This is a genomic window from Rhodovulum sp. DZ06 (genome assembly GCF_050586345.1).
Taxonomy (GTDB): Bacteria; Pseudomonadota; Alphaproteobacteria; order Rhodobacterales; family Rhodobacteraceae; genus JBOCEF01.
Map to the genome: position 1 here is coordinate 1 of NZ_JBOCEF010000054.1, position 14,126 is coordinate 14,126.

Sequence of the window (14,126 nt, forward strand, 5' to 3'; positions counted from 1 at the left end):
GGGGCGGGCGGGCCGATGCGGACCGCAGGGCCGCGAGGTCCGGCAGCCGCGCGCCGCCGCCATCCCGCGCGCCGCCCCTCACACTGGCCCGAAGGCCCTCACCCCTCCCGCGCCATCTGCGCGAACCGCATCGCCAGCACCGGCGCCAGCCCGACATGCCGCGAATAATCGAAGGCCGCGCCCAGATCGGCGCCGCGCGCTTCCTTGCGCTCCTCGAGCACCGCGCGCAGGTGCGCCCCCTGCTCGACCGCCGTCGCGCAGGCCGCCTTGACCAGCGCCTGCGCCTCGGGGCGCGGCATCGCCTGCGCCAGCGCGAACATCGCCGCCTCGGCCATCATCAACCCGCCCGTCGCGTCCATGTTGGCCAGCATCCGCGCCCCGTCCGGGCGCAGGCTCCGCGCCAGCCCCTGCGCATGCCGCGTCGCCGCCCCGGCCGCCACGCAAAGCTGCCCGAGGCTCATCCACTCCAGCTGCCAGGCCGCGCCGTCCCGCTCCCCGGCGAAGATCAGCGCCTCCTGCAGCCCCCCCGACAGGCGCGAGGCGTGCCGGGCCAGCGCCACCAGCGCCTCGGCCCCCACCGGGTTCGACTTGTGCGGCATGGTCGAGGACCCGCCCCCCTCGCCCGCCCGGACCTCGCCGATCTCCGACTGGCCCAGCAGCACCAGGTCCTGCCCCATCTTCCCGAGGCTGCCGCACAGGATCGCCAGCGCGGCGCCGAACTCCGCCAGCCCGTCGCGGCCCGCATGCCAGGGCAGCGCGGGGACGGAGAGCCCCAGCTCCTCGCCCACCAGCCGCGCCACCTCCTCGGCCTGCGCGCCCATCGCCGCCATGTTCCCCGAGGCGCCGGCGAGGCTGACCAGCGCGACGCCCTCCGCCGCCCGCGCCAGCCGCGCCCGCGCCCGGATCAGCGGCGCACCCCAGGCGGCGACGCGGGCGCCGAAGGTGGTCGGCGTCGCGATCTGCGCCCGGGTCCGCGCCGCCATCGGCAGCTCGGCATGTTCCTCCGCCGCATCCCCCAGCGCCGCGATGATCTCCGCCAGCCGCGCATCCAGCACCGCCGCCAGCCGCTTCAGCCGCAGCGCCTGGCCGGTATCCGCCGCGTCCTGGCTCGTCGCCCCCCAATGCGCGAAGGCGGCGTGCTCGGGCGCGTTCATCTCCTCGCGGAACTGCGCCACCAGCGCGGGGATCGACACCCCGGCCGAGGCCGTCCCGGCGGCCAGCCCCGACGGGTCGATCGCCGTCTCGCGCGCCGCGCGGTGGATCGCCTCGCCCGACAGCTCCGGGATCAGCCCCAGCTTGCCTTGCGCCCGCGCCAGCGCGCCCTCGAACAGCAGGATCGCCCGCACCTCGGCCTGGTCGGTGAACAGCCCCGCCAGCTCCTTGTCCGAGAGAAGATCGCGCATCATCGGGGAATCGAACGGGGTGACGGACATCTGGGCCTCCTGCGACATGTCTTGCGCCCTCCCCTGCCATGGCGGCGCGCCAAAAGCGAGGGGACCCGGCGCCGCCGCACCCCGGCTGTGCGCAAACCCATGCGCCCCCGCGGTTGACCCGCCCCCTGCCGCGCGCAAGTCTTGCGCCCAAGCGGAACGCAGCCGCGCGCGCCCGCCGCGCGCCGGACAGAACGGGAGAGAGACATGGCCTTCGACGCGCTGGTGATCGAGCAGGACGAGGACGGCAAGACCCACGCCGCGGTCAGACAGCTGGAGCTGTCGGACCTGCCCGAGGGCGAGGTGACGGTGGCGGTGGAGCATTCCACCGTGAACTACAAGGACGGGCTGTGCATGGGCCCCAAGGGCGGCGGGCTGGTGCGCAAGTGGCCCCATGTCCCCGGCATCGACTTCGCCGGCACGGTCGAGGACAGCTCGGACCCGCGCTACAAGCCCGGCGACAAGGTGGTCCTCACCGGCTGGCGCGTGGGCGAGGTCCACTGGGGCGGCTATTCCCAGAAGGCCCGCGTCAAGGCCGACTGGCTGGTCCCGCTGCCTTCGGGCCTCACCACCCGCCAGGCCATGGCCGTCGGCACCGCGGGCTTCACCTCGATGCTCGCCGTCATGGCGCTTGAGGATCACGGGCTGAAGCCCGGCAATGGCCCGGTGCTGGTCACCGGCGCCGCGGGCGGCGTCGGCTCGGTCGCTGTCGCGATCCTCGCCAATCTCGGCTACGAGGTCGCTGGCGTGACCGGCCGGCCCGAGAGCGCCGACTACCTCAAATCCCTCGGCGCCACCCAGGTCGTGGCGCGCGAGGAGCTGGCCGAGACGGTCAAGCGCCCGCTCGAGACCGAGACCTGGGCGGGCTGCGTCGACGCCGTGGGCGGCGCCATGCTGGCCCGCGTGCTGGGACAGATGAAGTACGGCGGCTCCGTCGCCGCGGTGGGCCTTGCGGGCGGCGCCGGTCTGCCCGCCACCGTCATCCCCTTCCTGCTGCGGGGCGTGAACCTGCTCGGCATCGACAGCGTGATGCAGCCCTATGAGAACCGCCTGCGCGCGTGGGAACGGATCGCGAAGGACCTGCCGATGGACAAGCTCGAGGCGATGGTGAAGCCCGCGACCCTCGCCGACCTTCCCGGCCTCGGGGCCGACATCCTCAAGGGCCAGGTGCAGGGCCGCGTGGTCGTGGACCTCTGACGCCCGGCCCCGCGGGGCCTTTCAAGACGACCCGAAAAGGGGCGACGGCGCGGGCCGTCGCCCCTTGTTTTTGCGTCTGCACACCGTCCGCGCGCCGCCCGGCGCCAATGCGGCGCCGCAGCATCCCGCGCCCGATGATTCTTGAACAAAGCGTGAAGTTCCGCGGCTTTTTTCGCGCCTGCCGCAGCGTTACGCGCAGAAACTTCTCTTGGAAATTTACCGAACAGTCACAAAACTGAAGCCGCCGGCCGCCATTTTCCAGCCTGCATCATTCCGCGGCGCCGCGCGCGTACCCGCTGCGCGGCGCCCCCCAACCGCTTCAGTCCCGGGATCGTTTCGCCATGGCCACCCCCCTTTCCGCCGGAGATATCGGCTTCACCACCTTCAACGCCGACAGCATCGAGACCTTCTCCTTCGTGCTGCTGGCCGATGTGGACGCAAGCACCACCATCTCCTTCACCGACAATGGCTGGCTGAGCTCGGGCGCGCTGCGCCGCTCCGAGGGGATCCTGGACTGGACCTCGGGCGCGGCGCTGGCCGCGGGCACGGTGATCACCATCGACACCGCGGCGCAGACGGCCGATTTCGGCACGGTGCTGGCGGCGGAAGGCTCGTTCAACCTCTCGGGCGGCGGCGACCAGGTGCTCGCCTTCCAGGGAAGCGCCGACGCGCCCAGCTTCATCGGCGCGATCAACAATTTCTCGACCGCGGGCGCCTGGCAGGCCGGGTCCGACGATTCCAACGAGACCGACCTGCCCCCGGGCCTGGTCGACGGCGTCTCCGCCGTCTCGATCGCCCATATCGACAACGTGGTCTATGACGGCCCCACCACCGGCGGTGTCGCGGCCCTGCGCGCGGGCCTCTATGACCCGGCCAACTGGACCACCGGCAGCAACTCGACGACCCAGAGCTTCACCGGAACCTTCACCATCTCGGGCGCCGGGCCGGACGTGACCCCGCCGCTGGTCGCCGCCCTCTCCCCCGCCGACGACGCGACGGGGGTGGACGCCGCCGCCGCCATCACCGTCTCGTTCAACGAGGCGGCCGCGCTGGTCGATGCCGCGGGCGTCACCCTGCACCGCGCCTCGGACGACGCGGTGGTGGCCTCTGCGGCGACCCTCTCGGGCGCGACGCTGACCATCACCCCGGACGCCGCGCTGGACCCGGTCGCCCGGTTCGACGAGCTGCGCCTCTCGGCCGAGTACGGCTATTTCAGCGTCGAGAGCTTCGAGTTCGCGCGCGAGGAGCTGCTGCTGGGCTGAGGCCGCCGCCCCGGACGCCGGACAAGGGGGCGGGCGCCGCGCGGCGCCCGCCCCCTTCGCTTCGCCCGCCGAATCCCTTCCCCTCGGGGCGCGAAGGGCGTATGGGCTGCGCCATGTTCGATCCCATGGCCCTTCTCGCCCTTCCGTTCGAGGAAGGGGCGATCCCGACCCCCGCGCGCGCCGACGGCGCCCCGGCCCCCGTCCCCTGCCTGCGCGCGCGCCCCTCGCCCGCGCTGCGCCCGGAGCTGTTCGCCTGCGAGCAGGGCGCGAAGCCCGACCATGACGCGCTGGCCGCGCAGGGCGCCGAGGTGACCGCGCGCTTCGACCCGGAGCCGACGGGCGCGCCCGCCGCCGCCGTGGCCCTCACCCGCTCGAAGGCCGAGAACCGCGCCAACATCGCCCGCGCCTGGGCGATGGTCGCGCCCGGCGGATACGTGCTGCTGGCCGGGGCCAAGACCGACGGGGTCGAGAGCCTGCAGAAGGAGCTGCGCAAGCTCGTGGACCTCGCAGGGGTCGAGCCGCGCAACCATGGCCGGGTGATCTGGATGCAGCGGGGCGAGGACACCCCCGCCCCCTTCGCCGCCTGGATCGCCGAGGCCGCCCGCGCCCCGCGGGTCGAGGAAGCCGGGCGCGCCTGGACCACCGAGGCGGGCCTCTTCTCCTGGACCGAGCCCGACCCGGGCTCGCAGCTTCTCGCGCCGTGGATCGGCGGGCTGTCGGGCCGGGTCGCGGATCTCGGGGCCGGGTGGGGCTATCTCGCCCCCGCGGTGCTGGCCTCCGAGAAGGTGGCGGCGCTGGACCTGCACGAGGCGGAGGCCGCGGGCCTCGACTGCGCCCGCGCGGCGCTGGACGATCCGCGGGTGAGCTTCCACTGGACCGATGTCGCGGCGCCGGGCGCCCTGCCCGCGCGGACCTATGACCATGTCGTCTCCAACCCGCCCTTCCACGCGGGCCGCAACGTGGCGCTGCATCTCGGGGAAGCGTTCCTCGCCGCCGCCGCCGCGGCGCTGAAGCCCTCGGGGACCTTCTGGATGGTGGCCAACCAGCAGCTTCCGTATGAGCGCGAGCTGGAGGCCCGGTTCGGCATCGTCGAGACGCTGGAGCGGACCACGCGCTACAAGGTCTTCAAGGCCCGCAAACCGCGCAAGAGCTGAGGGCGCCTTAGCCACGGGGCGGCCCCCGCGCCGCCCGCCCCCCTGCCGCACGCGCCCCCGCCCGCCGCGCCGCGCGGGCGCCCCGGCGCAGCCCGCGCGACGCCGGACGCGCGGCCCCGTGCAACGCCGCGCGCCCCCCTGCCCGGCCCCGGCGCCCGCTCGCCGCCCCGGACCGTCCGCGCGCCCCGGCGCACCCCCCGGCTGCGCCCTGCGTCCCACCCCTCGGAACAGCGGCCCGCCCAGCGCGGCGCAAGGCCGCCCCCGACCACCTGCGCATTTGAAACCGGGGCCGCTCTGCGCCACCTTGCTCCGAGCCCGGCGCGCGCGACGCGCCCCGACGCCGCCCTTCCCGCCGCGCACCCGGAGCGCCGTACGCCACATGCCCCGCCTTCCCTTCGCCGCCCTCGCCGTTCTCGCGGCCCCCCTCCTGCTCGGCGCCTGCTCGGACCGCGAGGACACCGCCATCGAGGAGCTGCCCTTCACGCAGCCCGAGAGCGCCGTGGCCTATGAAGCGACGCTAGAGGACGCGCCGAACGAGGAGGTCGACGCGCTGGCGCGCGAATCGCTGCGCATCTTCCGGCGCGAAGAGGACGGCGCGAACTCGGTCGCCCTGCTGCGCCGCCGCGCCCAGCAGGACATCGAGATCGCGGGCAAGATCCTGCGCTCCTTCGGCTGGTTCGAGGGCACCGCCGAGGCCGTCGTCACCGCCCCGGGCGAGGACGAGAAGGGCGAGCCGACCCCCGCCGTCGCCACGCTGCGCCTGATCCCCGGGCCGCGCTACACCCTGGCCGGGCACCGTTTCGTTCTGATCGACGACGGCGGCGGGCCGGCGCCCGCGCCGCTCGATCCCGAGATCCTCGGCGCCCCCATCGGCGCCCCCGCCGCCGCGGCCGAAATCCTCTCGGCCGAGGCCGCCGCCCTGCGCCAGCTCAAGGCCGAGGGCCGTTACTGGGCCAAGCGCCGCGGGCGCCGCGCCGTGGCCGACCCCGAGGCCAAGAGCATCGAGGTCGAGACCATCATCGCCATCGGCCCCGCCGCCGTGTACGGCGAGACCTCGATCGAGGGCGCGCCCTCGGTCAGCGAGGCGCACCTGCGCACGTACCTCTCGCTGCCGCCCGGCGCGCCGGTCAGCCAGGACGACCTGCGCGACCAGCAGAAGGCCTTCGCGCGCACCGACCTGTTCGACAGCGTCTCGGTCCGCCTGCCCGACGCCCCCCCGGAGGGCGCCGCGCGCGACGAGACCGGCGCCGTGATCGCCCCGGTGGCCGTGGTGATGGAGGAGGCCGAGCCGCGCACCGTCTCGGCCGGGCTGCGCTACACCGCCGATCTCGGCCCCGAGCTGCGCCTCGGCTTCATCCACCGCAACCTCTTCAACCAGGGCGAGCGGCTGGAGATGGAGGCGATCGGCGGCACGGAGGAGCAGGTGTTCGAGACCGTGTTCCGCAAGCCCCAGTTCCTGCGCCCGGGCCAGGAGCTGGCGCTGGGCGCGACGGTCTACAACGAATCCGTCAACGCCTTCGAATCCACGGGGCTCGAGCTCGCCGCCTCGGTGCGGCGCCAGCTGTCGGACCGGGTCGCCGTCGGCGTCGGCGCGCTGGGCGAATTCGCCCAGACCACCCAGGCGGGCGTCACCTCGGACACCTGGATCGTCGGCGCGCCGGTCTTCATCTCCTATGACGGCGCGGACGACCTGCTGGACCCGACGACGGGCGTGCGCGGCGCCGCGGCGGCCACCCCCTATTACTCGGTGGTCGACGGCGACGGCGCGGTGCTGCTGGCGCTCGACGGCTCGGTCAGCGGCTACCTGCCGCTGGACGAGGAGAAGGACTTCATCCTGGCGGGCCGCCTGCGCGCCGCCTCGATCCTGTCCGAGGCGCTGTCGGACATCCCCGCCCAGCGCCGCCTCTACGCGGGCGGCGGCGGGTCGGTGCGCGGCTATGCCGAGGACCTGATCGGCCCGCTCGACGCCGACGGCCTGCCCACCGGCGGGCGCTCGGCGGTGGAGCTGGGGGTGGAGCTGCGCACGCCGCTTTACGGCGCGCTGCGCGGCGCGGTGTTCGTCGAGGCGGGCATGGTCGGGGACGAGACCTATTTCGCCAACGGGGACGACCTGCTGTTCGCCGGCGGGCTCGGGGTGCGCTACGGCTCGCCCGCCGGGCCGATCCGCCTCGACGTCGCGGCGCCGATCAACCCGCGCGACGTGGACGACCCGTTCCAGTTCTACATTTCCATCGGCCAGGCGTGGTGAGGCGCATGATGCTCAGAACCCTTTCCCGCTCCGCCTCGGTCCTCGCCCTTTCCGCCGGGCTTCTGGTCGCGACCCCCGCCGCGCCGCTCTCCTTCGGGGGGCTGCGCAACTCCCTGATCGAATTCGCGCTGGACCAGATCTCGGTCGAGGGCGCGTTCGAGATCCGCGCCGAGAGCATCGAGCAGCCCGAGGACGGGGTGACGGAACTCGTGGGCGTGACCATCTCGGACGGCGACGGCGTGTGGCTGCGGGCCGAGGCGTTCTCGCTGCGCTGGAACGCCCGCGCGCTGCTGTCGGGGGAGCTCGACATCGAGCGGCTCGCCACCCGCGGGCTGCGGGTGGAGCGGCGCCCGAACCTGCCCGAGGTCGAGGTGAAGGAGGACGCGGCCATCGCCCAGGGCGAGCCGCGGGGCCTGTTCGACTGGCCGCGCGCGCCGCTGACGGTGCAGCTGCGCGAGCTGGCGCTGGAGCGGACCTTCCTGGCCGCTGGCGTGCTGGCCGAGGACCGGTCGATCGGCTTCGACGCCGTGGGCTCGGCCCGCGATGCGGGGGATGAGCAGGCCGCGGAGCTGGTGCTGACCCGCACCGACGCGGTGGCGGGGGAGATCCGGCTCGATTACCTGCGCGACTTCGCGGCCGGGACGCTGGGGCTTAGGCTGACGGCCGAGGAGGCCCCGCGCGGCATCGCCGCCGCCTTCCTGGGGCTGCCGGATGACGCGGCGGCGCGGGTGTCGCTGGATGCGGGCGGGCCGCTCTCGGACTGGCAGGCGACCCTGTCCGCCGAGGCCGAGCAGATGCTGACCGTGGCGGGGCGCGCGCGGCTCGACGCCCGCGCGGCGCTGGACGCAGAGCTGGCGCTGACGCTGCGCCCCGGCCCGGCGCTTGCGCCCGACATCGCCGCGGCGATGGGCGACGAGGCGCAGCTGGACCTGAAGGTGCGCGAGAACGACCAGGGCGTGATCAACGTGGAGCGCGGATCGCTGCGCTCTCCGGCGCTCAATGCCGGGGCCTCGGGGCTTTATGACAAGACCGCGGGGACGGTGGATTTCGACGTTGCGCTGACGGCGAACGCGCCGCTGGCCGAAGCCGTGCCGGGCGTGGATTTCACCGCGCTCGGCTTCACCGGCGCCGTGGACGGCACGGTGGCGGATCTGACCGCCAAGGGCGCGCTGAGCGTCGACGGGCTGCGCACCGCGCCGGTTGACCTTGGGCGCGCGCGGCTGGACGTGGACGTGCGGGTGGCAGGCCAGGACATCTCGGGCGCCGTGCGCGGGGATGCAGGCGGGCTGCGGCTTGACCAGCTGTCGCCCGAGCTTCTGGGCGCCACGACGCTGGACATCGCGGGGGCCTGGGCGGGGGCCGAGCAGCGCGCCACGCTGGAGCGCGCGCGGCTGTCCTCGCCGCTGCTCGACGTGTTCGCGAGCGGCACGGCGGATGTGGGCGCGGATGCCGCGGCCCTCTCGTGGCGGGTGAGCACGCCGGACCTCTCGCCCGTCGCCGCCGCCTATGGCCAGGACGCCGCGGGTCGGCTGACGGCGGAGGGGCGGATGAGCGGCGCGCTGTCCGCGCCGCGGCTCGAGGGCCAGCTTTCGGCCGAGGCGCTGCGGGTGGGGCCGGAGCGCCTCGGCTCCGTGCGCGCGCGCCATGACGTGACGCTGGGAGAGACCATCGGCGGGGTGCTCGACGTCACCTCCCGCGGCGGGCGCTTCGGCCCGGCGGAGGTGTCGACGCGGTTCGAGATGGCGGGCGAGACGCTGACGCTGTCCGAATTGAACGCCGCCGCGCTCGGCGCGACGCTGGGCGGGGCCGCGACGGTGGATCTCGCGGGGCCGCTGGTGTCCGGCTCGCTGGCGCTGGATGCGCCGCGGCTGGAAAACCTGGGCCCGGTCTTCACGGCGTTCGACCTCGGCGCCCCGCCCTCGGGCGCGCTGTCGGGGGATCTTGGGCTGTCCCATGCGGGCGGCGTGCAGAACGCGGCGCTGGACCTCTCGGGGCTGCGGCTGTCGGCCATGGGCTACGGCGCCGGGCGGGTGGCCTTCACCGGGCGGGCCTTCGACGTGATGGGCGATCCGCGGGCGGAGGGCGTGCTGGACGTGGCCCGGGCCTCCGGCCCCGACGGGCTGTCGCTGGCGGCCGCGCGGTTCGACGGCAAGGCGCGGGACCTGGCGGGCGCGGTGGAAGCCGATGGCGTGCTGACCGCCTCGGGCCTGCGCGGGCCGGGCGGGATCGGCGCGGCCTCGCTGCGGCTGGACGGAACGGGGCGGAACCTCGCCGCCTCGCCGGATGCCGAGGCGAAGCTGGTGATCGAGGGCGTGGACGGGCCGGACGGCATCGCGGCGGGAGAGATCGCGCTGGACGCGAGCTTGCGCGATTTGTTCGGCGCGGGCCTGGTGGATGGAACCCTGCGCGCGGCGGCGCTGTCCGGGCCGGGGGGCGTGGCGGTGGCGGCGCTCTCGGCAGATGGCTCGGCGCGGGACGTGACCGGTGATCCGGGCGTGCGCGCGACCGTGAAGGCCGAGGGGCTGCGCGCCGGCGACGCAAGGGTGCGGGCGCTGAGCGCCGAGGCGGACCTGAGCGGGCTGGCGAGCGCGCCGCGCGGCACGGCCACGGCCAGGGCGACGACGATTTCGGCGGGCGGGGCGGCGATCCCGTCGGCGACGCTCAAGGCGGACCTGACCGGCCCCGCGGGCGGGCGCACCGATGTCTCGGCCACGCTGAGCGCCCCCGGCGCCACGGCGGTGGATGCACGGCTGGGCGCGATCCGGGTGCGGGCGGATGTACGCGACGCGCTCGGGGCGCCGGTGATCGCCGCCCGGGCGGGGATCGAGGGCGGCGAGGCGATGGGCGCCACGCTGAAGCCGCTGAGCTTCACCGCCGACGGGCCGCTCGGGGCGCTGAAGCTGGCGCTCGACGCCGCCGCGACGCTGCGCGACGGGCGCGAGGCGACGCTGGAGGCCGCGGCGCAGGTCGATGCCGACGGGCCGCTGGCGGCGCGGGTGAGCACGCTCGAGGCCAACGTCTCCAAGGGCTCCGGCCGGGCGCCGGAACCGGCGATCCGCGTGGCGCTGGAGGCGCCGCTGGTGGTGTCGACGCAGGGGTCCAAGACGCGGCTGCGGGGCCTCGACCTCGCGCTGCCCGGGGGGCGGCTGACCGGGGATCTCGGCCTCGGGGCCGGGCTCTCGGGCGCGCTGCGGCTGGCGATGGAGGATCTCGCCCCCGCCGCCCGCATCACCGGCGCGCCGATCGAGAGCGGCGCGCTGGACGTGAGCGCCGAGTTCAACACCGCCGCGGGCCGCGCAAAGGTGGACGCGAGCGGGCGCGGCCTGCGCCTCGACGGCGCCGACCCCGAGGGCGCGCCGATGGCGCTGACCGCGAGCGCCGACTGGTCCCGCGGGCGGCTTTCCGCCGAGGCCGAGGCGACCGGGAATTTCGGCGAGCCGCTGCGCGCGACCGCCGCCCTGCCCCTTCGGCCCAACGGCATGACCCCTTACGTGCCGCGCGGCGCGCAGATCGACGCCAGCCTGCGCTGGCGGGGCGAGATCGCGCCGCTCTGGGCGCTGGTCCCGGCCCCCGACCACCTGCTGTCGGGCGAGGCCTTCGTGGACCTCACCCTCTCCGGCCCCATCGCCTCGCCGCAGCCGTCCGGGGAGCTGCGGCTGTCCGGCGGGCGGTACGAGAACCTCGAGACCGGGACCATCCTCGCGGACCTTTCCGCCGATACCGGGCTGGCCGAGGACGGGGCGATGACGCTCGACGTCTCGGCCCATGACGGGTCGCGCAACCCGGTGACGGTGACCGCCCGGATCGCGGGGGGCGAGGTGGACGCGAAGGTCGAGGCGAGCTCGGCCGTGCTGGTGCGCCGCGACGACGCCTCGGCCGCCGTCAGCATCGACGTCACCGCCGCCGGGCCGCTGGCCGCGCCGCTGATCGCGGGGACGGTGGGGATCGACCGGGCCGAGATCCGGCTGGTCAACGCCACGCCCCCCTCGGTCGCGGATCTCGGCGAGATCGAGTGGAAGGGCGACCCGCCGCGCGAGGAGGGGAACGGCGCATCGGGCGCGGGCCCGCAGCTCGACCTCGCCATCAAGGCGCCCGACGACATCTTCGTGCGCGGCCGCGGGCTGGTGAGCGAGTGGAAGGCCGACCTGGCGGTCACCGGCCCCGCCGCCGCCCCGCGCATCCGCGGCGTGGTGGAGAAGATCCGCGGCGAGCTGCGGCTGCTGTCGCGCCCCTTCACGCTGGAGCGCGGGCGGATCACCTTCGACGGCGGCGCCGAGATCGACCCCGGGCTCGACATCGCGATGGAGCTGGAGCGCGACGACGTGATCGGCCGCATCGCCGTGCGCGGCACCGGGTCCGAGCCGGAGATCGTGCTGGAGAGCCGCCCGCCGCTGCCGGAGGAGGAGGTGCTGCCGCGCATCCTGTTCGGCCAGTCGCGCCAGTCGCTGACCGCGGGCCAGGCGGCCGAGCTCGCCTCCGCCGCCGCCACGCTGGCGAGCGGGGACGAGGGGATGCTGGGGGCTTTGCGCGAATCCGCCGGGCTCGACACCCTCGCCGTCGGCACGGACGGGGTGGAGATCGGGACCTCGCTGGTCGACGGCGTCTATGTCGGGGCCAAGCAGCCGGTGGACGGCGGCAAGGCCGAGGTGACGGTGGAGATCGAGATCTTCGACAACCTGAGCGTCGAGGGCGCCACGGGCGGCGAGAACCCGCCCTCGGTCGGGCTCGACTGGAAGATGGATTTCTGACGGCGCGGGCGGGCGGCGCGCCCGCCTGCCCATCCGTCCCTCCATCCGCCCGTCCATCCGTCCCTCCATCCATCCCTCCGCGCGGCTTTGAGCCGGGCGCGAATTAGGGTGCGCTCCTCGCCAGAGAATTTGCCAAAGGAACGGAGCTTCCCATGCGCGCCCTGATCGCCGGCCTCGCGCTTTGCGCCCTGCCCGTCGCCGCCCCGGCGGCGGTCGTGCTCGAAGATGACTTCAACGACGGCGATTACAGCGACTGGACGCTGGAGGCCGTCACCCTGGCCCCCGGGCTGACCACGCAGGTCGCCGGGGCGTCCTCGCCCGCCATCGACGGGCTGGCGCTGGAGCTCTCGCTGCTCAAGACGCCGGGGACGGGCGACAACATCGGCCCGGTCTTCCGGCTGATGCGCGTGTTCGAGGTGACCGACGCGGTGGAGCATTTCTTCAGCGTCTTCGCCGGGAACACCGTCTGTTCGGGCTGCACGGTCTCCTACGACGTCACCATCGACGGGGTGCTGATGACCCGCGCGCAGGACGCCTCGCCCTTCACCGAGGCGGCCTTCAGCCTCGGGGTGCTGGGCGCGGGGACGCACACGGTCGGCCTCGGGGTGTATTCGACCAACGTGTCGAGCGGCAAGTTCGCGGCGTATTTCGACGACCTGTCGGTGACCAACGCGATCGCCTCGGACGTGCCCCTGCCCGCCGCGGCGCCTCTGCTGGCCGTCGGCGCGCTGGCGCTGGCCGGGTTGGGGCGCCGCAAGGGCTGAAGCGCGCGGCGCGGGCCTGGCGAGGGGGCGCGGCGGGAGCCGGACGAGGGCCTGGCGAGGGGGCGCGGCGGGGGACCGGCGCGCCCCTTCGCTTGTCGAGGGCCCGTGTCTCGGGACAGGGCGCCGTTCTCAGGACAGGGCGGAGAGCGCCGCGCGCAGGGTCTCCGCCGCCCCGGCATACTTGGCGCGCAGGCGGGCGGCGTCGGCCTCGTCCAGCCGCGCCAGCCGCGCCGGGTCGGCATTGTCCGACAGGTCGGCGATCTTCACCCGCATCGCGCCCGCATCCCCCGAGGCGGCGATCCCCGCGACCCATTCGCCATAGGGCGCAGGGCCGGTCTTCGTCACCGCCGCCACGATCCGCGCCACGGCGGGGGCGTAGCCGCGGGCGAGGATCTCCGCCTCCGTCACCCCGCAATCCTCGATCACGTCATGCAGCCAGGCGGCGTGGGTCTCCTCCTCCGGCGCATGGGGGAAGAGGCGGTCATGGGCCTCGGCCACCCGGTCGAGATGGTCGAAATAGGGGGCGCCCGCCTTGTCCGTCACCTCGCGGAACAGGGCGAGGACCCAGAGCTCGGTGTCCAGCAGGTCCGGGGCGCCGGATGGCGCCGGCGCGCGCCCGGCGTCGAGCCGCGCGAGCCGTTCCGAGGCGCGCCAGTGCGGGTGCGGCGCCGGGCGCCCTGCCCGGGCCCAGGCGGCGAGGTCCGCGGTCTCGAACGGGAGCAGGCAGTCCGAGAGCACCTCCTGCGCCCAGTCCCCGGGGGCGCGGCCCGCCTGGAGCGCGGCGCGGGCGAGGTCGGCGCGGTCCTCGGGGGCGGCGAGGGTCAGCGTGATGCGGCCCCCGGCGTCGAAGGTCGGCCCGCCCGCGCCGTCCTCCACCGCGCGCATCCTTGCGGTCAGCGCCTCGGCCCGGGCCTCGGACGGGGCGCCGCCGGCGCGGGCCATGATCTCCAGCTCGGCGCGCAGGACCAGCCCCTCGACCAGCAGCCCCGCGGGCGTCATCCGGCGGCGCGCTGCGGCGCGGATGAGGGCGGCGCGGTCCGAGGGGGCCTCGACCCGGAGCGTGAGGGTTTCGGCGGACATCGCGGGTCTCCGTTGGTTCGCTGTTGCGGGGGCTTCGCCCCGCCGACGCAGTGCGTCGGCCCCATCGGGAGGGGGAACCCTCCCGAACCCTCCCCTTTTTCTGGGGCGGGGGGAAGAAGCCTGAACATGCAAAAGCCCCCGGCGTCGGGGGCTTGAGCGAGACGGCGGCGGGGGGGGGGGAGGGGGGGGAGGGGGGGGGGGGGATGGGGGGGGGGGGGGGGGGGGGTCACCCCCCCTCTCCCT

The 14,126-nt window shown here is 75.1% G+C and carries 8 protein-coding genes; 6 read left to right on the forward strand and 2 right to left on the reverse strand.

Features of this window, described 5'->3' with window-relative positions:
• Window positions 1-98 precede the first annotated feature (98 nt).
• Window positions 99-1,451 (reverse strand): lyase family protein, encoded by a 1,353-nt coding sequence (locus ACQ5SO_RS18415; RefSeq protein WP_430943106.1) that lies wholly within the window; start codon window positions 1,449-1,451, stop codon window positions 99-101.
• Window positions 1,452-1,637: 186 nt separating this feature from the next.
• Between ACQ5SO_RS18415 and acuI the strand changes: the two genes are divergently transcribed.
• From acuI to ACQ5SO_RS18445, 6 genes are all read left to right on the forward strand, one after another.
• A complete protein-coding gene (gene acuI, locus ACQ5SO_RS18420; RefSeq protein ID WP_430943107.1) occupies window positions 1,638-2,627 on the forward strand; it encodes an acryloyl-CoA reductase in 990 nt (329 codons plus the stop codon).
• A gap of 341 nt (window positions 2,628-2,968) precedes the next feature.
• On the forward strand, window positions 2,969-3,889 hold the full coding sequence (locus ACQ5SO_RS18425; RefSeq protein WP_430943108.1) for an Ig-like domain-containing protein: 921 nt from the start codon (window positions 2,969-2,971) through the stop codon (window positions 3,887-3,889).
• Between the two features lie 113 nt (window positions 3,890-4,002).
• Window positions 4,003-5,043, forward strand: coding sequence for a class I SAM-dependent methyltransferase (locus ACQ5SO_RS18430; RefSeq protein ID WP_430943109.1), 1,041 nt, complete (start codon window positions 4,003-4,005; stop codon window positions 5,041-5,043).
• Between the two features lie 379 nt (window positions 5,044-5,422).
• Window positions 5,423-7,291 (forward strand): autotransporter assembly complex protein TamA, encoded by a 1,869-nt coding sequence (locus ACQ5SO_RS18435; RefSeq protein WP_430943110.1) that lies wholly within the window; start codon window positions 5,423-5,425, stop codon window positions 7,289-7,291.
• Window positions 7,292-7,299: 8 nt separating this feature from the next.
• Window positions 7,300-12,039 (forward strand): translocation/assembly module TamB domain-containing protein, encoded by a 4,740-nt coding sequence (locus ACQ5SO_RS18440; RefSeq protein ID WP_430943111.1) that lies wholly within the window; start codon window positions 7,300-7,302, stop codon window positions 12,037-12,039.
• A gap of 152 nt (window positions 12,040-12,191) precedes the next feature.
• Complete coding sequence (locus tag ACQ5SO_RS18445; RefSeq protein WP_430943112.1) at window positions 12,192-12,803, forward strand: hypothetical protein; 612 nt, start codon at window positions 12,192-12,194, stop codon at window positions 12,801-12,803.
• A gap of 129 nt (window positions 12,804-12,932) precedes the next feature.
• Here ACQ5SO_RS18445 and ACQ5SO_RS18450 read toward each other — a convergent pair whose 3' ends face one another.
• Entirely contained in the window at window positions 12,933-13,883 is a 951-nt protein-coding gene (locus ACQ5SO_RS18450; protein WP_430943113.1) for an HD domain-containing protein, read from the reverse strand.
• Window positions 13,884-14,126 lie beyond the last annotated feature (243 nt).